A 17563-nucleotide genomic window follows, 5' to 3' on the forward strand; every position below is an offset into this window, starting at 1 on the left:
CGGTCTGTTAGCGAATACGTATATGAACCGGTGAGCGCCCCGACCGACGGGCGACGTGCAGGTGAATGCTGGCTTCCGGCTGGTTGGCGCGCCAGGCACGGGCGCCGTGCGAGAGCAGCAACGCCACGAGATCACGCGTTTTTGCCTTGGAACGGTTGAGACCGAGATCGGCGATACGCATCGCCGCCTCATGAATGGGATGCAGAACCGACAGGCTGCCATGCCCGTTGCCAGACGCAATGTCCGAATAATTCTCGTTGACTGCCATCTTGGAAAGCCTCGCTACTCATTACACAATTCGAGGAGACAGGCGATGTTCGAAACAGAGAGCACCGCCTGCGGGAACGTCTTCACTGAAGGGATGCCCAGCAGCTGACGCCTTTCTTTTTCAATGCATTGCATGCATTCACCGCGGCGTTCTGGCCATCGAAGCCGCCGAAACGGGCGCGGTATATCTGGGAGCCATCCTTGCTGTAGGCCACTGTGAAGGGCTTGGCTGAACGCAGCGCCGCACCACCTTTTTCCTGGGCGCTCTGCAGCAGGCCGCGCGCGGAATTTTCGTCCGGCGATGCGCCAATCTGGATGACCCAGCCGCCCTGCGGCGCGTCAGACCTTGCCGCAACGGAAGGTACGGAGGCTGCGGAAGCCGAGGTGGAAGCCGTGACGATATTATCGACCTTGGTGGAATTGGTTATCAGCTTGCGATCGGGCGCGGAGGGCGCTTGACGGATGGGGTCTTTACCCTTCTGCCAGGTAGCCGCTTCCATTGCCTTGACGGCTGCATTGGAAGAGGAGCCAGCAAAGGCGGTAACCGGCGCTTCCTCGTAACGCGTCTGCGGAACGGGTCCGGCATTGGGCAGGCCGGCATCCGTGGCGGCGACGGCGACAGAGGGAACGGCGGCGGCCACAGCGACCGGCTCTTCGACCGGGGCGGAACGCGTCTGTGCAATCAGGTTGCTGTTGCCGCCACGCGACGCCTGCGGCAGATAGGTTGCAACCAGTTTGCGCATGGTGGCGTCACGGGCGGCGCTGGAGCGACCGCCGAGAACGACGGCGACAATGGAGCGCCCGTCGAGCTGCGCGGAGGTGGCAAGATTGCTGCCGGCTGCACGCGTGTAACCCGTCTTGATACCGTCGACGCCCTTCACGGTTCCGACGAGGCGATTGTGATTGCCGATTACCTGCTTGCCGAAATTAAAAGTGCGGGTGGAGAAGTAACCGTAATATTGCGGAAAATGCTGGCGAAGCGCGATGCCGAGGCGGGCTTGGTCGCGCGCCGTGGTCATCTGGGCTGTATTGGGCAACCCGTTGGCATTGCGGTAGGTCGTGCGCGTCATGCCCAGCGCACGGGCCTTTGCGGTCATCATTCTGGCGAAACGGTCTTCTGAGCCGCCGAGATATTCACCGAGCGCCGTCGCCATGTCGTTGGCCGACCGGGTAACGAGAGCAAGGATCGCCTGCTCGACCGTAATGCTGCCGCCAGCGCGCACACCGAGTTTGGACGGCGGCTCCTTGGCTGCATTCGCCGAAACCGGCACCTTGGAATCAAGAGAGATACGTCCGGCACTGAGGGCTTCGAACGTCAGATAAAGCGTCATCATCTTTGTGAGCGAAGCCGGGTAACGCAGCCCGTCGGGATCCTCGCCGTAAAGCACCTTGCCGGTCTTCGCATCGATGACGATGCCCGCATATTTCGGATCGGCCTTTGCGGTCTGGACGGATGTTGCGGTTATGAACGCCGCCGCAAGTGTCACCGCCACAAACCTTACAAAAGACCCTGTACCCGCTTTGCGCGAATGTGCCCAAGATAGACTTTTCAACACTGCTGAACTCTTCAATCGCATATTTATGTTCCGCTCGGACACGCCCCGCCCGAATGCTCCGGGTGGAAACTTTATCGGGATGGCGTTACCAAGTGGTTTATGAAAGGTATCCGCCTTCCATAAAATGCGACTTTTCACACGCGATCTGTCTCGTGCCGTGTCACGGGTTTTCGTCTTTTACGAGGCGTTTCTCGACATAGCGTGTCACGGCCGCGTCTAGCGCCTGCCATTGCGGCAGCAGGTTGGCCGAGAATCGGTAGAACAGGCTCAGGTCCTGGCCGACGTGGATATCTCTCTGACAATCGCTACCCGTTGTTTCCTGAGGCGTCTGCGGCAGCAGGCAGCGCACCACATAGACGCTTTCGCCGTCGCGTCGGCCGGTCAATATGACTTCCTTGCCATAACCGGAATCAGCGCGCAGCCGATGGAGCAGCAGACCGTGCTTCAGGGGCGTCGGCTCACCTTCTATAAGTCTGGTATAAATCGGCTCGAAACGTCCTGACATGTCCTGCGACATGGTGCTTTGCGACAGCTGAACGAAAATCAGCCCGACTGCATTTTTCGGATCGTCGAAAAGGGCACGATTCGAATCTCGATACCCCGCAAGGTCGGGCCAGGTGAGGTAGAGGTCGGCGCGCTCATGTGCACCACTGTCACGATCAGACGGATTCCGAAGGGTGTTTTTTGCGAGTTTCAGCCGGTCGTTGCCGATGGTGATCTCCACTTCGTCGGTCGACGTGGTGTGTCCCGCCTGAATAATTCTGTCGCCATACCATTTCATGCCGAAATTGAGCGCAGTGAGAAGGGCGGCAAGGGCTCCGCATATGACGATGACGCGTCTTATGAGAGAAGAGGAAAGGAAGCCTGTGTCGCTATGCATGAGCTTTCAAACTCGTTCTGTCCGCCGGGTTTCGGCGCGGAAATAACAGGCAAAGCTTTAACCCGCGGCGATCGCCATTGAAATGATGTTTTGCCGCTGCTACCTGATAAGCGCAAGCAAAGGACGGCATATGGCAGCGCGTGACAGATATTCCCGGAAACTCGAATGTTCCAAATGTGGCCATCAGGGTTTTGCCGAGGCGTCCGAGTCGGATGACAAAACCCGCCGGGACGTCGATTTCCGCATTGACGAAATGCCTCGGGGATTTCGCGCAGAACGCCCGTCGGGCGACCCAACCGACTTCATGATCCGCTGCGCCCAATGCGGCAACATATTCCGCTTCCTGCAGAAAACCGCCTATGCGCCGGGAGGCGAGCCGCGCGTCAAGGCCTGAACGGAAGGTGCCGGCATGACTTTACCGCAACAGCCCAACGGAGCGCCGCAAAGGCGCAAACCAATCTGGCCCTGGATCGTTCTGCTGGTGCTCACGCTCTGCGCGATCTATTCTTATAACCGCGCCAACGAAATCATCGCCGAGTTGTCCGATACCTTACCGCCGGCGCTCCTGAACCTCTTCGAGGACCTTCTCCGGGGGGAAGGCCGGCACGGCCATGGCGGGCCCAGCATCGGCGTTTGAGTGAGACGCCCGCCGTAAAGGGTCGCCCATCCTCCGGCCGCACATCATGTCATGACCATAAAAGAAAAAAGCCCCGCAAAGAGGCGGGGCAGGTTGATCGCTCGGGGAAAGTTGGGCAATGCCCGGGAGCGATGAGTGGGATATAAGAGACAATGATGCGGACGCGATAGGCCACTTCCGTCCCAAACAGTACGCCAATGCACAAATTTCACTTAATCCGCAGATTTTTGAACGATGAATTTGACGGATCTGTAAGACAACTTGACAGGCTTTCGCTTTATTCTTTGCTTGCCTCGAATTGCACATATTCTCCTTTAACGTAACGTGACATGAGCAGACGCATGGATAAATCCGGAATCCTCTTTGTGGCGCTTTTGTTGGTGCTTGTTGCAATCGTTTTGAGCCTCACGCTGTTCGATACAGCGCAGCAGGTCCCTTCGATACCTTCAAGTGACGGCTCCCTGCTGCCGCCCGCAGCGACCCCGGGGCAATGATCCGCCAACTGTGAGAGAAGGACGACGATGCTCGTCGGAGCGGGATTGACGCCCTTTTTCAAACCGCTATAAAGCCTCACCACCATGGATGGGTGTCCGAGTGGTTTAAGGAACCGGTCTTGAAAACCGGCGTGCGTGAGAGCGTACCGTGGGTTCGAATCCCACCCCATCTGCCATCAAGCGCAACATCATTCCTAATAATGTCGCGACGAGGCATGTTCCCGCAGCGTTTGGGCATCGCGAAAATTCCGTACGAATAAGAAACCCGCCTTTCGGCGGGTTCCAGGCAGCGGTCGTGGATCAGATTTCCGGACAGCCTCGTTCATTTGCGAAGGTGATCCGGTCGGGTCCCCGGCGCGTGAAGCCTTCGACAACAACGCGGCCCGGCGTGACGCGCACGACTTCGGGATCACGAAGGCCTGCTTCACGGGCCGCGGCGCGGGCTTCGCGTTCGCTGCAGCCACGCATGCGTGGAGGACCCCGGCGGTCCATGTCCCGATCACGGTCGCGGATGACGGGACGGACGCCATCCGGGCCGATTCTGAGCTCCATATCCTGAGCGCCGGCTGGCATAGGTGCGGCGAAGGATACCAGGGCGATGCCAATCGCCAGACCTGTGGTTTTCATAAAATTTATCATGTTTCCTCCCTCAGCCGAAACCGGCGGAAGCTCGTTTGTTTGCGCGGAGAAAACGCGGTTACCGCTGCTTTGTTCCTTGCGAGGCTGCCAGAGGAGGACTGACGGCGGGCGGATTCCGCCGTGGCGGGCGCGCTGAAAAGATAGAAATCATTAACCACGTTCGTTACAATTTTATCGAATTTGCAAAAGTCGTTCGCATTTTCGCCACGTTATGCACAAGATTAAGCGACTGTTAGGTGCTTCGATGGCAGGGGCAATATCGAGGCAAGTGAGGGTGCGGTTCTCCGAGCCAATAGCAGCGTGGGGCAGACGATTTGAATTCTACGGTCAAGAAAACAGGCATCAGCGCCAGGTCGGGCGTGAAGTGGCTTGCAATTTCCGTGCTTTGCGCTGCAACGGCGTCGTGTTCCACCACCTCCGAGACAAAGCCTAAGCCCAAGCGCAGCAAGGAATATTTCTCCGAATCCGAATATGGCGTGAAGGCCAGCCCGCGCGTTGCCGATGGAAAGAACATCCCGAAGGGTGGCGGACGCGAGCTGCTGGGTAACGCTTATACCGTTAAGGGCCGCCGTTACTTCCCGAAAGAAGAGCCGGGCTACAACAAGGTTGGCCTTGCTTCCTGGTATGGCTCTGCCTTCCATGGACGCCTCACGGCCAATGGCGAGGTTTACGACAAGGAACATCTTTCTGCCGCACATCCGACATTTCCGCTGCCGAGCTACGCGCGCATCACCAATATGGATAATGGCGCGTCGGTGCTCGTCCGTGTCAACGACCGTGGTCCGTTCCACGAGGGCCGTCTGATCGACGTTTCCAGCAAGACGGCAGATCTTCTGGACATGAAGGCGACGGGGACGGCCAATGTACGGGTTCAATATGCGGGCCGTGCGCCGCTCGACGGCCATGACATGCCTTACCTGATGGCTTCCTATATTCCGAAGGGTTCGCGTTCGCCGGGCGTTGTGCCTGAAGGGCAGATCGCAACCGGCGTGATGGTTGCTTCGGCCTCGCCGAATTTCGTGCCGGCGCCGACATCGAACCCGAATTATGCCGGCTCGGCTCAGACCGCGCTCGTCGGTTCCAAGAAGAACGCGGCGCTTCAGGCCATGCCACTCGTCAACGGTGTACAGCCCGCATTCGAACAATTCGCGATCCTGCCGGAAATCGGCCCGATCCTGGCGGAGCGCCCCGAAGGTAACTTCCTGCGGGAACCAGCAGCTCCAGGCGGCAATTATCTGCGTGTGCCCACGCCGTCTTCCAAATATGCAGCGGCCTATTCCGAAGAATCCGCCGCCGTATCCAAAACCGCAAAGGTGTTCGACACCGTGCTCGTCAATCGTGACGGCTTGAGCGAAGAGTCGATCCTCGCCCATGTGAAGCGTCAGCAGGCGAAGTCACGCTGACGGATTAAGGACACCGGCACACCGTTCTCATGGCGGGCGGCCGGTTGTGGCAGACAGCACTGGGCGGTTTCATGCGCAAGACCTTTCATCGCTCCTATCTGTCGGCCGTCGCGGCGGCCGCTTTTGCATTTTTGAGCGCAGGCGCGGCGCAATCGCAGACAGCGCCCTTCATCGCCAAGGCCGAGCAGGCCTATATGATCGATGCCGAAACCGGTACGGTGCTTCTTGCCCAAAATGAGGATCAGTCCTTTCCGCCCGCATCACTTGCCAAGCTGATGACGGTGGAGGTGGTGCTGGATGCGCTGTCGAAAGGACAGCTGGCGTCGGAAACGGTCTATCCCGTTTCGGAATATGCCTGGCGCACGGGCGGGGCCCCATCGCGAACGTCAACCATGTTCGCCGCCCTGAAATCCTCCGTTGGCATCAATGACCTTTTGACCGGAATCATCGTGCAGAACGCCAATGACGGCTGCATCATCATCGCCGAAGGCATGGCGGGATCGGACGCTGCCTTTGCCAAGCGCATGACGGCACGGGCCGGCGAACTTGGCATGAACCGCAGCACGTTTGCCAATTCCACCGGACTTCCCGATTCCGGAAACCAGACGACTGCCAGGGACATGGTGCGCCTTGCCCAGCATCTGCATGACACCTATCCAGACCGCTACTCGTTGTTTACGAAGCCGGACTTCGAATGGAACCGGATTTTCCAGCGCAACAAGAACACGTTGCTGATGCCGGGAAGCGGTATAGACGGTCTTGGCCTCGGTTTTGCAGAAGGCAGCGGTTTTGCCGCCGTGGTTTCGGCGGAGCGGGAAGGGCGCCGCATTTATCTGGCGCTTGCCGGCATCGCAGACGACAAGACGCGGCAGGAGGAAGCGCGCAGAGTGGTGGACTGGGGCCTGACCGCCTTCGAAAAACGCCGCCTGTTCAGCAAGGATGAAGTGGTTGGCTCCGTCAGCGTGTATGGCGGCGATGCCTCCTATGTCGACCTTTCTCCGAAGGACGATATCAGCGTCCTGGTGCCCGTCAACAATCCGGAACGCCTCTCCGGACGTATCGTCTATCGCTGGCCGCTGAACGCGCCGCTCGATGTCGGGGCGAATGCCGGAACGCTGAAGATATTCTCGGGCGAGCGTCTATTGCGCGAAGTGCCGCTCTATACGAAGAGCCGGGTGAACAAGGGGTCGCTCACCCAGAATGCCGCAGGAGCATTGAAGGAACTTCTGCTGTTCTGGCTGTGAAGTGCGGTTCAGCACGCGCCATTTCTCCTATGCTTTTGTTCAGGCACCGGTTTTTCTGAAAAGCGCTTCACACATTTCGGTCCGATGCTGTAAACAGGCATTTCAACATTGACGTGAATTCCTTGCAGGACGTGACATTGGCCGAAAAGACCGGATTGTTCATCAGCTTCGAAGGCGGCGAAGGCGCCGGCAAATCGACGCAGATTCGCACGCTTGCCGAGGCGCTTCGCGATCGTGGCTTCAAGGTGGTCGTAACGCGTGAGCCCGGCGGTTCGCCGGGTGCGGAGGCCGTAAGACATGTTCTCCTTTCCGGTGCGGCGGAGCCCTTTGGCGTCCGGATGGAAGCCATCCTGTTCGCCGCCGCGCGCAACGATCACGTCGAAGAGGTCATTCGCCCTGCGCTGGAGCGCGGCGAGATCGTGCTCTGCGACCGGTTTCTCGATTCATCCCGCGTCTATCAGGGCACGACCGGCAATCTGGAGCCGGATTTCATCGAGACGCTGCAGCGCATCGCGATTGATGGCGTCGTTCCGGAGCTGACACTGATTTTCGATATCGCTGCCGAAAAAGGCCTTGCCCGCGCCAGAAAGCGTGCGGATGAAGGCGCGAAGCCCGATCGCTTCGAGAAAGAGGAAATCGAAACCCACGAGAAGCGGCGGGAAGCCTATCTCGATATCGCGCTTGCCGAGCCGCGTCGCTGCCGCATCGTCAATGCCGATCAGCCGGAAGAAAAAGTTGCGGAGGATGTCATGTCCTTCGTCGAGCCCTTGCTCGAACAGCTGGGGACCGAGGCGGGCAGGGCCCATGAGTGAGGTCCAGGGCGTTCTCGACGGTGCAATCGCGCCGCAGCAGAACACGAGGCTTTTTGGCCATGAGGAGGCGGAGGCGTTTCTCGCGCAGTCCTATCGCTCTGGCAAAGGCCATCATGCCATTCTCATCGAAGGGCCGGAGGGCATCGGCAAGGCGACGCTCGCTTTCCGTTTCGCCAATCATGTGCTGAACCATCCCGATCCTTTGTCGGCGCCGGAGTTTCTGCCAGACCCCGATCCGCAGTCGCTGGTCAGCCGGCAGATCACCGCCGGCGCCTCGCATAACCTACTGCATCTCACCCGGCCCGTGGATGAAAAGACCGGCCGCGTGAAATCCGCCATCACGGTGGACGAGGTGCGACGGGCAGGGCATTTTTTCTCGCAGACCTCGGGCACCGGCAACTGGCGCATCGTCATCATCGATCCCGCCGACGATCTCAACCGCAATGCCGCGAACGCGATCCTGAAAATACTGGAAGAGCCGCCCAAAAGGGCGATGTTTCTCGTGCTCTCCCACGCACCGGGAAAATTGCTGCCGACAATCCGGTCACGCTGCATGCCGCTCAGGCTGCTACCGCTTTCGGATTCGGCCATGGTGCAGGCGCTCGATCATCTCGGCATAAGTCTCTCGGAGGAAAAGCGCGATGCCCTGCTTGCCGCCTCCAAGGGTAGCGTTGCGCAGGCGCTGAAGCTGATGAACTACGGCGGCTCCGATATTGTCGAGGCCCTTGCCGCAGTCATGAATGCCGACGGGCCAGGCGCCCGCAAACAGATGCACAAGCTCGCCGAGATCCTGGCCCAGAAGGATGGCGACATCGTCCTCGGTTTTTTCATGGAACATGTAACGGAAGATCTGATGGCGCGCGCGCGCGAGGCGGCCATGACGGGCGATATCACGGCTGCGGAAAGGCTGGCACGGCTTTCTTCGGCGCTCTCGGAACGCATCACCGTGGCGCAGGCCTATAATCTTGACAAGAAACAGATGGTGATTTCCATTCTTGAGGATATCCGGGGCGTCTAAGGCCGGAAAATCGTGAGGACCGAAGTTGCCTTTTCGGATTGGCCCACTCTAAGCCGCATTACCCCCGGGATTGACACGGGAATCCACAACCCGCTGAAATTAATGGATACTCGGCTCGAGCCCGAGGATGACGAATAGTCGGCAATATTGATATCAGTGTACCAATTCGGTAGCTTTTTCTTTCGCTGCTGCGAACAATGGTTTAAGAGCGGTCTATCCAAAAAACAGCGCGTAAAGTCGATAGACCGTCATGACAGACAAGACACCATTCTACATCACCACCGCGATCTCCTATCCCAACGGCAAGCCGCATATCGGCCATGCCTATGAACTGATCGCAACGGACGCCATGGCACGCTTTCAGCGCCTGGACGGAATGGATGTGTTCTTCCTGACGGGCACCGACGAACACGGCCAAAAGATGCAGCAGACGGCACGTGCGGAAGGCGTTTCGCCGGAAGAACTCGCGGAGCGAAATTCCAATCAGTTTCTCGAGATGGGCAAGCTGCTCAACGCCTCGAACGACGATTTCATCCGCACGACGGAAGAACGACATCACGAGACCTCGCGCAATATCTGGAACCTGATGGCCGAGAGCGGCGACATCTACAAGGATAGCTATGCCGGCTGGTATTCCGTTCGTGACGAGGCCTATTACGCCGAGGACGAGACGGAAGTGCGCGCCGATGGCGTCCGTTACGGCCCGCAGGGCACGCCGGTGGAATGGGTGGAGGAGGAAAGCTATTTCTTCAAGCTCTCCGAGTACCAGGACAAGCTGCTGAAGCTCTATGAGGAAAACCCCGACTTCATCGGTCCGGCGGAACGCCGTAACGAAATCATCTCCTTCGTGAAATCCGGTCTGAAGGACCTGTCGATTTCCCGCACCACCTTCGACTGGGGCATCAAGGTTCCCAATGATCCGAAGCACGTGATGTATGTCTGGGTCGATGCACTGACCAACTACATCACCGCAACGGGTTACCTCGAAGACAGGAACGGTCCGCGGGCGAAGTATTGGCCGGCCGACGTGCATATCATCGGCAAGGACATCATTCGTTTTCACGCCGTCTACTGGCCAGCCTTCCTGATGAGCGCGAAGCTGCCGCTGCCGAAGCGCGTTTATGCACATGGCTTCCTGCTCAACAAGGGCGAGAAGATGTCGAAGTCGCTCGGCAATGTCGTTGATCCCGCCAATCTGGTGAACCATTTCGGCCTTGATCAGGTCCGCTATTTCTTCATGCGCGAAGTCTCCTTCGGCCAGGACGGCAGCTATAGCGAAGAGGGCATTGCCACCCGCATCAATGCCGATCTTGCCAATGGCATCGGCAATCTCGCCAGCCGTTCGCTGTCGATGATCGTCAAGAATTGCGACGGCAATATCCCCACACCCGGTCCGTTCACCGACGAAGACAAGGCGATGCTGGCGTCTGCAGACGGTCTGCTTGCCATTTGCCGGGAGGAGATGGGCAAGCAGCTCATCCACCGCGCGGTAGCCGCCATCATTGCCGTCGTTTCCGAGACCGACCGCTATTTCGCCTCTCAGGAGCCTTGGGCGCTGAAAAAGACCGACCCTGAGCGGATGGGCACCGTGCTTTACGTCACGGCGGAAGTTGTGCGCCAGATCGGCATTCTCCTGCAGCCCATCATGCCGGGTTCCTGCGAAAAGCTGCTCGATCTCGTTGCGGCGCCAGCCGACAAGCGCGACTTCGCGGCGTTGGGCGAAGCCGGTCGTCTGGTGCCGGGGACACCACTGGAAGCTCCGAAGCCAGTCTTTCCGCGTTACGTCGCGCCGGAAGCGTGAAGGCGACCACGATGCTGATCGATACCCATTGCCATCTGGATTTTCCTGATTTTGAGGCGGAGCGCGAGGACATCATCGCTCGCGCGCATGCCTCCGGCGTGAGCCAGATGGTGACGATCTCGACCCGGGTGCGTCGTCTGCCGGAGCTGTTGAAGATCACGGAAAAATATCCGTCAGTCTTTTGCTCGGTCGGCACCCATCCGAACAATGCCGATGAGGAACTGGATATCTCCGCCGATGAGCTGGTGCAGCTTGCCGAAAGTCATGAGAAGATCATAGCGATCGGAGAGGCGGGTCTGGATTACTTCTACGACACGCAGAAGCCCGAAGACCAGAAGACCGGCCTTCTTCGCCATATCGAGGCGGCGAGACGAACGAAGCTGCCGCTTGTCATTCACAGCCGCAGTGCCGATGATGACATGGCCGCCATCCTGCGCTCCGAAAGCGGGAAGGGCGCATTTCCGTTCATTCTGCACTGCTTTTCCGCTGGTCCCGAGCTCGCAAAAACGGGTGTCGAGCTTGGCGGATATGTGTCTTTCTCGGGCATTCTGACCTTCCCAAAGTCGCAGGATATTCGCGATATCGCTGCAACCGTGCCTCTTGACCGGCTGCTTGTAGAAACGGACGCACCCTATCTTGCGCCGAAGCGCTGGCGTGGCAAACGCAACGAGCCTTCCTACGTCGTCAATACCGCGGAGGTTCTGGCCGAGGTGCGTGGCATCTCCTTCGAGCGGATGGCCGAGATCACCACCGAAAACGCCTTCCGCTGCTTTTCCAAGATGACAAGGGTGTAGGCGTGGCAATCTACCGTCGCCGCTTCACGGTTCTCGGATGCGCCTCGTCACCCGGCGTGCCGCGCATTAACGGCGACTGGGGCGCCTGCGACCCCGATAATCCGAAGAACCGGCGCACTCGTGCGGCCTTCATGGTGGAACAGATCGGTCCTGATGGCGGCAAAACGACCGTTGTGATCGATACTGGTCCTGATTTTCGCGAGCAGATGATCGCCGCGAAGGTGGAAGCTATCGATGCCGTTCTCTACACCCATGCTCATGCCGACCATCTGCATGGCATTGACGATCTGCGCATCTATTTCGCACTCCAGAAAAGCCGCGTCCCGATCTATGCCGATCCCATTACCATGGCGCGCATCCGCGATGGTTTTGCCTATTGTCTCGAGACGCCGGCGGGCAGCAATTATCCACCGATTGTCCGGCCTTATCTGATTGCCGATATCAACGAGCCGGTTGTTATTGATGGAGCAGGAGGACCAATCGCCTTTGGGGTGCATATGCAACAGCATGGGGACGTCCATTCTTTGGGTTTCCGCATTGGTGATGTGGCCTATTGCACCGATGTCAGCGATTTTCCGGCCGAAAGCCTGCCGAAACTCGCCGGACTTGAGGTGCTCATCATCGACGCCCTGCAATATCGCTACCACCCCAGCCATCTATCACTCGAACAGGCGCTCGGCTGGATCGAAACACTGGCACCCAAAAGGGCGATCTTGACCCACATGCATATTCCGCTCGATTATGAGACGGTGATGCATGAAACGCCTGATCATGTTGAACCGGCTTATGATCAGATGCGTTTCGAAATTGAGATCGATCTCGAAGCCGCCTGACGCCGCCTGAAAAGGAACAGCATGTCGACTAAGCCTTTCCGTGCACCGAGTATGGCGAGCTTCTTCGACAATCTGCGCGCCAGCCGCCTGCGCGCCATGTTTCGACGCGGCGAACTCGGCCTCGTCGCGCTTGCCGTGCTCATCGGCATCGCAGCCGGCCTGCTGGTGGCGTTGATCGGCGCTTTGAGCACGGCATTGCATGTGCTCGTCTTTGGCGTCGAACGTCTGAGCAGCAGCGATCTTTCCGGACAGATCGTGCTGGTGGGGCCGATCATGGGCGGTGTCCTGCTTGGGCTGATCATCTTCATCCTCTCCAAAACCCGCAAAAAGCCGATGGTCGACCCCATCGAGGCAAATGCGCTGCATGGTGGCCGCCTGTCGCTCACGGACAGCATCATTGTCTGCGTGCAGAACATCGTTTCCAACGGTTTTGGCGCATCTGTCGGGCTTGAGGCGGGCTACACGCAGATTGCCAGCGGCGTCGCATCGAAGATCGGCATCAAGCTGAAACTGAGGCGAGGGGACATGCGCATCCTCGTTGGCTGCGGCGCCGCGGGCGCCATCGCGGCCGCCTTCAACGCGCCTCTGACTGGCGCATTTTACGCCATCGAACTCATCATCGGCACCTATACAGTCGTCACGCTCGCCCCGCTGATCGTTTCGGCGCTGGTGGCGACAACCGTTATCGGCCTGATTGGCGGCCATGGCCTTTCCATCGATATCGTCGATGCCAGCCGCGTGACGCCCGCCGATTACGTGCCGGCTATTTTCCTTGGGGTTGTGTGCGCGGCAATCGGTATCGTGCTCATGCAGGCGGTGTCCTTCATTGAGGAGACGGCGCGCAAAAGCGCTATTCCTGGCTGGCTGCGTCCTACGCTTGGCGGCATCGTTGTCGGTGGGCTGGCGTTGATTTCACCGCAGGTTCTCTCGAGCGGCCATGGAGCCTTGCATCTCAACATCGATGCCGACCTGACGATCTACGGGCTTGCAGGATTGTTCCTGTTGAAGGCGGCGGCCAGCGCGATCTCGATAGGTTCGAATTTCCGCGGCGGCCTGTTTTTCGCCTCGCTGTTCATGGGATCGCTGCTCGGCAAGATTTTCGCCCTCTGCGCGCCCTATATCGGCTATGGCTCGACAGCGCCGATCGTCTACGCCGTGATCGGCATGAGCGCCTTTGCCGCCGCCATCATCGGTGGTCCGCTGACAATGACATTTCTGGCGCTGGAACTAACCGGCGACTTCCAGATTACGGCGCTGGTGCTTGCCGCCGTCATCACCACATCGCTGGTGGTGCGCACCACATTCGGCTACTCCTTCGCCACCTGGCGTTTTCACCTGCGCGGTGAGAGCATTCGCAGCGCCCATGACATCGGCTGGATCCGCGACCTGACGGTGGGCAAGATGATGCGCGCTGACATCCGCAAGGCCAATGTCAGCATGGGGCTTCCGGCCTTCAAGGAGAAGTTCCCGCTCGGTTCAACGCAGCGGGTCATCATGACCCACGATGACGGGCGTTATGCCGGGATCGTTCTCGTGCCGGAAATCTATGCCGATCCGATGGATCGCGACCCAAGCAAGATCAGCCTCGAGACCTATCTGCACTACAAGAACGACGTATTGCTGCCGACCATGAATGCACGGCAAGCGGCGGCAGCCTTTGACGCGGCGGAAAGCGAAGCACTCGTCGTCGTCAACGACAAGATCGAAAATCGTCCCGTTGGCCTGCTTACCGAAAGTCACACGCTGAGACGCTACAGTGAAGAGCTCGATCTGCGACGCCGAGAGGCATCAGGAGAGTTATGATCGACCTAGATATGGATCTTTCAATGCGACAAGCGGCGCTTTTCAATGATGAGGGCAACGGCGCTGCGATCTGACAGCTTACGGCATTCCCGGTAATTCAGCACAAAAAGTTCCATAATCTATCTTATGCGATTATTGTATGCGCGCTGGCGGGTTCGAGAATGACGTCAACCTGTAAATGTTCCTATGGGTTGTCTCCTGCAAGGCACATTCAGTGAAACACGCCTGTCCCAATACCGGCATGGATGAGAGAAGCCAGATCGCTCGCTGGCATAAATGGCCCCTCGTCTAATCACACAGAACCTTTAAAACTCGCTGATGGAACGCTTCTTGTGAAACCTCAGCGGCAGGCCCTTCGATCCATTCCAAATCGAGATGCAGTTTTCCTGCAGGAACCATTTGCTGTGCGATCTCAGCCGGTGTGGTTTCGTCGCTGGTTCCGTTCTCCCAGTCCTGAAAGGCTGATGAGTATCGAACGACCGCTCCACTGGTCGGCAAATCGAGCAACCCTCCCTCAGCAAAAAACGTCAGGCCGTCGCCCATTTCTTCCCCGACGAGCTTGAGCCTGCGTCCCAGACGATGTTTGAGAATGGCCACAAATACTGTCGCTGCAGAAAACGTGCACTTATCGACAAGCACAACAACCTGCCTGCCTGCGTTTTCAGAGATGGCGTCGATCAAGGGCATAGTTTGAAGAAAATCGCCACCGGTGTTTCCGCGAACATCAATCAAGAGTTTGTTGTTCCCGCAGGTTCTCACGCGCTCCGCTGCAGCGGCGATGGCTTTCGGCAGCGCACTTTCGCTTGGGTCGAAGAAACTCGGCAATAATATTGAAAGCCCAAACTCCTGCCGGTCCTCAATCTCCACAAATGCCCGAGGTTTCCAGGCCGGGTCAGCCTTGCCATGCTCGTTTCTCGGGTAGAGCATCGATGCCGGAACGGTAAGCCGGTTCTCCACTTTCAGGTCGGTGATCTGCGCATTCTCGCCTTTCAGGCGATATTCAGTGCTACTCTCTTTTGAAGAAAACCCGAGATGAGCCAATGCATATGGCCATGCGAGGAGAATCGGTCCGATCACCCGTTTCCGCTGGCGCGTTCCCGCCAGAAATTTCCCTGCGGCGGCTTCAATCTGACCAAGGGGTATGCCGTTGACTGCTATCAGCTCCCCTCTTGGGACAGTTGTTTCCAGTGCCGTGTCAGTTAACTGCACCCCCGTTCCAACGCTTACAAACCTCAGCGGGAGCACCGAAATGGAATCGTTCGGGATCAACCGTGTGTGTCCATTGTCGGGAAGCGCAAGCAGGCGCATCGCGGAAAACAGAAAGGCCTCTTTGGAGCCCTCCAAAGCGTATCGTCGGGTATCATAAATGCAGCGGTCTATCATCGCCGGTTCGATGCGCCGAAAGCTGGGATCGATTGGCAGGACAGTGTCCAGAATTTTCTCGAGGTCTTGCATCAGCGACATGATCCACGATGCGCACAGCTCTCTGTCGATGTCCAGATTGGGCTTGAGCCAGACCTTCCCCTCTCCCCGTAAAATGCATTTCTGCTATGAGTTTAATATTAGCCGACAAGCCATTGTATTTATTATAAATAGTCCAAAGATGAAAACTTGGTCGTCTTTTCTATGAGGGACTCCATCTGCCGCCGTTTATCTGTTATTGCTTCGTAGCGAAGAGCATTGGCGCATCGAGGTAGACTTTGCCTAAGTAAATACCGGTCTCAATCCAGTTTCACCCTGTGCGGATAGCCACCGGCTATTGGCCGCATGATCATGTTCATCGGGTGGTGGCAAGAGACCGGTCTGGCATTGTTACAATGTGCCCTGCGCAGCTTTGCTGTTTCAGCTCTTCACCACTCCAGAACACCGCCACGCCGTTCCCGCATGGGTTTTCTCCTGCACCATCTTGGTGGACTTCCGAATGGAAGACCAACCGACTATGTGCAATATATTTCGGGTCCAGTGGACCGTTACACCCAGAACCGCGCCGCAGCCCTGGATTGCCTGCAGCGGATGCGGAGAAGCGAGGCCATTTCAGCCGAGCGGCAAGATCCGCCTCAATGCCAATGGCCGCAAGCTGGATGCCTGGCTCATATACAGATGCCGGATATGCGACAGGAGCTGGAACCGGCCGATCTTTGAGCGGCGGACTATTCGCGACATCAGCCCTTCTGTTCTCGAGGCGCTGCAGAACAATGACCCGCAATGGATAAGGTTGGAAACGTTCAATCTCGAGGCGTTGAGACGCAGATCGCCGCGCGTCGACGAGTTTCCCGAATTCGATATCGTGAAACAGATACGGGATGAACCTCCCGATTGGGCCGTGGCGGAAATTGATCTCATCGTTCCGTTCCAGACCGGTATACGCCTCGACCGCCTGCTGGCGTCTGAGCTCGGGCTCTCGCGGTCGCTTCTACAAAGGCTTCAGCGCGGCGGCCGGATTCGCACGCACGGCGACGCCTCCGATCCATGGCGACGCCAGGTGAAAAACGGCACGCGGATCGTGATCGAGCGGTGCGATGGCCTCGATCCGGTATGTTTGTGGAAATCTGTCACGGCGGAGTGCTAGCGCACAGCGAGGGCCTGAAGTTCGGGCCCTCGCGATGTGCACCAATCAGTTCGATGCGGCTTTGAAAACCGCCAGCTGATCGGCAAATGCGCGTCGATAGCCGGGACGCGCCTCGCCTCTCGCCACATAGGCTGCAAGGTTCGCATATTCATCGAGAATGCCCGAGCTTTTTATCCGTTGCAGCACCGATATCATCAACAGGTCGCCGGCGCTGAACGCGCCGTCGAGCCACTCGCCCTCACCCAGTCGCTGGGACAGTTCGCCAAGTCGCTTGCGAATACGTTCATCGACGATCTCCAGGCGTTCACGATGCCAGCTCTTGTCCCTTTCGACAAAACCGGCGACAAAATGCTCGACTATCGGCGGTTCCACGGTGCTGAGCGCCGCAAACATCCACATGATCGCGCGCGCCCGCGCGTTCGCTTCCCGCGGCAACAGGCCGGCGTGGCGCTCGGCTATGTGGAATATTATCGCACCGGATTCGAACAGGACGAGATCGCCCTCCTCATAGGTCGGGATCTGCCCGAAGGGCTGAAGTGCAAGATGCCCTTGCTCCCGCATCGCCTTGAAGGAAAGAAGGCGAACCTCGTACGGTTGCCCCACTTCCTCCAGTGCCCAGCGGACACGCATGTCGCGGGCAAGACCCTTGCCGCCATCGGGCGAGCGTTCAAAGGCGGTAATGGTGATTGTCATTGCTGTTCTCCATCACTCCCCCATGCAAAATTGCCCCCCGCAATTCTGTTACCTGGCGTTGTGTCACAATAGGCGCCGGAATGAGCGAAAACAACGCATCGTGTTGTCGGCACACGCTAA

18 protein-coding genes and 1 tRNA gene are annotated in these 17563 nt (G+C 58.2%); 12 read left to right on the forward strand and 7 right to left on the reverse strand.

Translation table 11 applies throughout. The features are described from left to right. Positions 1 to 7: 7 nt before the first annotated feature. From FHW77_RS12885 to FHW77_RS12895, 3 genes are all read right to left on the reverse strand, one after another. A complete protein-coding gene (locus FHW77_RS12885; protein WP_004441743.1) occupies positions 8 to 268 on the reverse strand; it encodes a hypothetical protein in 261 nt (86 codons plus the stop codon). An 82-nt stretch (positions 269 to 350) separates the two neighbouring features. Continuing rightward, positions 351 to 1844, reverse strand: coding sequence for a D-alanyl-D-alanine carboxypeptidase (locus FHW77_RS12890; RefSeq protein ID WP_004441744.1), 1494 nt, complete (start codon positions 1842 to 1844; stop codon positions 351 to 353). A 139-nt stretch (positions 1845 to 1983) separates the two neighbouring features. Next, the gene (locus tag FHW77_RS12895; RefSeq protein WP_004441745.1) at positions 1984 to 2703 is read right to left on the reverse strand and encodes a hypothetical protein; all 720 of its coding nucleotides are present in this window, start codon (positions 2701 to 2703) and stop codon (positions 1984 to 1986) included. Positions 2704 to 2833: 130 nt separating this feature from the next. Between FHW77_RS12895 and FHW77_RS26720 the strand changes: the two genes are divergently transcribed. Next, complete coding sequence (locus FHW77_RS26720; protein ID WP_004441746.1) at positions 2834 to 3097, forward strand: hypothetical protein; 264 nt, start codon at positions 2834 to 2836, stop codon at positions 3095 to 3097. A 15-nt stretch (positions 3098 to 3112) separates the two neighbouring features. Next, entirely contained in the window at positions 3113 to 3340 is a 228-nt protein-coding gene (locus tag FHW77_RS12900; RefSeq protein ID WP_004441747.1) for a hypothetical protein, read from the forward strand. Positions 3341 to 3617: 277 nt separating this feature from the next. Here FHW77_RS12900 and FHW77_RS12905 read toward each other — a convergent pair whose 3' ends face one another. Next, positions 3618 to 3920, reverse strand: coding sequence for a hypothetical protein (locus tag FHW77_RS12905; RefSeq protein ID WP_004441748.1), 303 nt, complete (start codon positions 3918 to 3920; stop codon positions 3618 to 3620). Here FHW77_RS12905 and FHW77_RS12910 point away from each other — a divergent pair. Continuing rightward, a tRNA-Ser gene (locus FHW77_RS12910) sits at positions 3921 to 4010 on the forward strand. A 124-nt stretch (positions 4011 to 4134) separates the two neighbouring features. Here FHW77_RS12910 and FHW77_RS12915 read toward each other — a convergent pair. Continuing rightward, positions 4135 to 4473, reverse strand: a complete 339-nt coding sequence (locus FHW77_RS12915) for a hypothetical protein (protein ID WP_004441749.1) — start codon at positions 4471 to 4473, stop codon at positions 4135 to 4137. Between the two features lie 314 nt (positions 4474 to 4787). On the opposite strand from FHW77_RS12915, the gene FHW77_RS12920 reads away from it, so the two are divergent. The 8 genes from FHW77_RS12920 (at position 4788) to FHW77_RS12955 (ending at position 14181) form a co-directional block, all read left to right on the forward strand. Further along, entirely contained in the window at positions 4788 to 5876 is a 1089-nt protein-coding gene (locus FHW77_RS12920) for a septal ring lytic transglycosylase RlpA family protein (RefSeq protein ID WP_034495691.1), read from the forward strand. 71 nt (positions 5877 to 5947) lie between these two features. Then, positions 5948 to 7120: a D-alanyl-D-alanine carboxypeptidase family protein gene (locus tag FHW77_RS12925; protein ID WP_034496194.1), complete on the forward strand. Its 1173-nt coding sequence runs from the start codon at positions 5948 to 5950 to the stop codon at positions 7118 to 7120. Between the two features lie 137 nt (positions 7121 to 7257). Continuing rightward, entirely contained in the window at positions 7258 to 7932 is a 675-nt protein-coding gene (gene tmk, locus FHW77_RS12930; RefSeq protein WP_004441759.1) for a dTMP kinase, read from the forward strand. Further along, positions 7925 to 8950, forward strand: a complete 1026-nt coding sequence (locus tag FHW77_RS12935; RefSeq protein ID WP_004441761.1) for a DNA polymerase III subunit delta' — start codon at positions 7925 to 7927, stop codon at positions 8948 to 8950. Before tmk ends, FHW77_RS12935 begins: the two co-directional genes overlap by 8 nt. A gap of 250 nt (positions 8951 to 9200) precedes the next feature. Next, positions 9201 to 10751 carry a methionine--tRNA ligase gene (gene metG / locus FHW77_RS12940; protein WP_004441762.1) on the forward strand — a complete coding sequence of 517 codons (1551 nt, stop codon included), beginning with the start codon at positions 9201 to 9203 and terminating at the stop codon, positions 10749 to 10751. An 11-nt stretch (positions 10752 to 10762) separates the two neighbouring features. Then, on the forward strand, positions 10763 to 11545 hold the full coding sequence (locus FHW77_RS12945; RefSeq protein ID WP_004441764.1) for a TatD family hydrolase: 783 nt from the start codon (positions 10763 to 10765) through the stop codon (positions 11543 to 11545). A gap of 2 nt (positions 11546 to 11547) precedes the next feature. Continuing rightward, positions 11548 to 12378 (forward strand): MBL fold metallo-hydrolase, encoded by an 831-nt coding sequence (locus tag FHW77_RS12950; RefSeq protein ID WP_004441765.1) that lies wholly within the window; start codon positions 11548 to 11550, stop codon positions 12376 to 12378. A gap of 21 nt (positions 12379 to 12399) precedes the next feature. Next, the gene (locus tag FHW77_RS12955) at positions 12400 to 14181 is read left to right on the forward strand and encodes a chloride channel protein (protein WP_004441767.1); all 1782 of its coding nucleotides are present in this window, start codon (positions 12400 to 12402) and stop codon (positions 14179 to 14181) included. Positions 14182 to 14469: 288 nt separating this feature from the next. Here FHW77_RS12955 and FHW77_RS12960 read toward each other — a convergent pair whose 3' ends face one another. Further along, the gene (locus tag FHW77_RS12960) at positions 14470 to 15636 is read right to left on the reverse strand and encodes a S41 family peptidase (RefSeq protein ID WP_004441770.1); all 1167 of its coding nucleotides are present in this window, start codon (positions 15634 to 15636) and stop codon (positions 14470 to 14472) included. Positions 15637 to 16120: 484 nt separating this feature from the next. Here FHW77_RS12960 and FHW77_RS12965 point away from each other — a divergent pair, with 484 nt between their 5' ends. Further along, positions 16121 to 16750 carry a DUF1062 domain-containing protein gene (locus tag FHW77_RS12965; protein WP_034498902.1) on the forward strand — a complete coding sequence of 210 codons (630 nt, stop codon included), beginning with the start codon at positions 16121 to 16123 and terminating at the stop codon, positions 16748 to 16750. Between the two features lie 45 nt (positions 16751 to 16795). Here the strand turns inward: FHW77_RS12965 and FHW77_RS12970 are convergent, their stop codons facing one another. Next, positions 16796 to 17443: a glutathione S-transferase family protein gene (locus tag FHW77_RS12970; protein ID WP_004441774.1), complete on the reverse strand. Its 648-nt coding sequence runs from the start codon at positions 17441 to 17443 to the stop codon at positions 16796 to 16798. Between the last annotated feature and the right edge of the window lie 120 nt (positions 17444 to 17563).

It is taken from the genome of Agrobacterium sp. RC10-4-1 (genome assembly GCF_014138475.1).
Taxonomy (GTDB): domain Bacteria; phylum Pseudomonadota; class Alphaproteobacteria; order Rhizobiales; family Rhizobiaceae; genus Agrobacterium; species Agrobacterium pusense.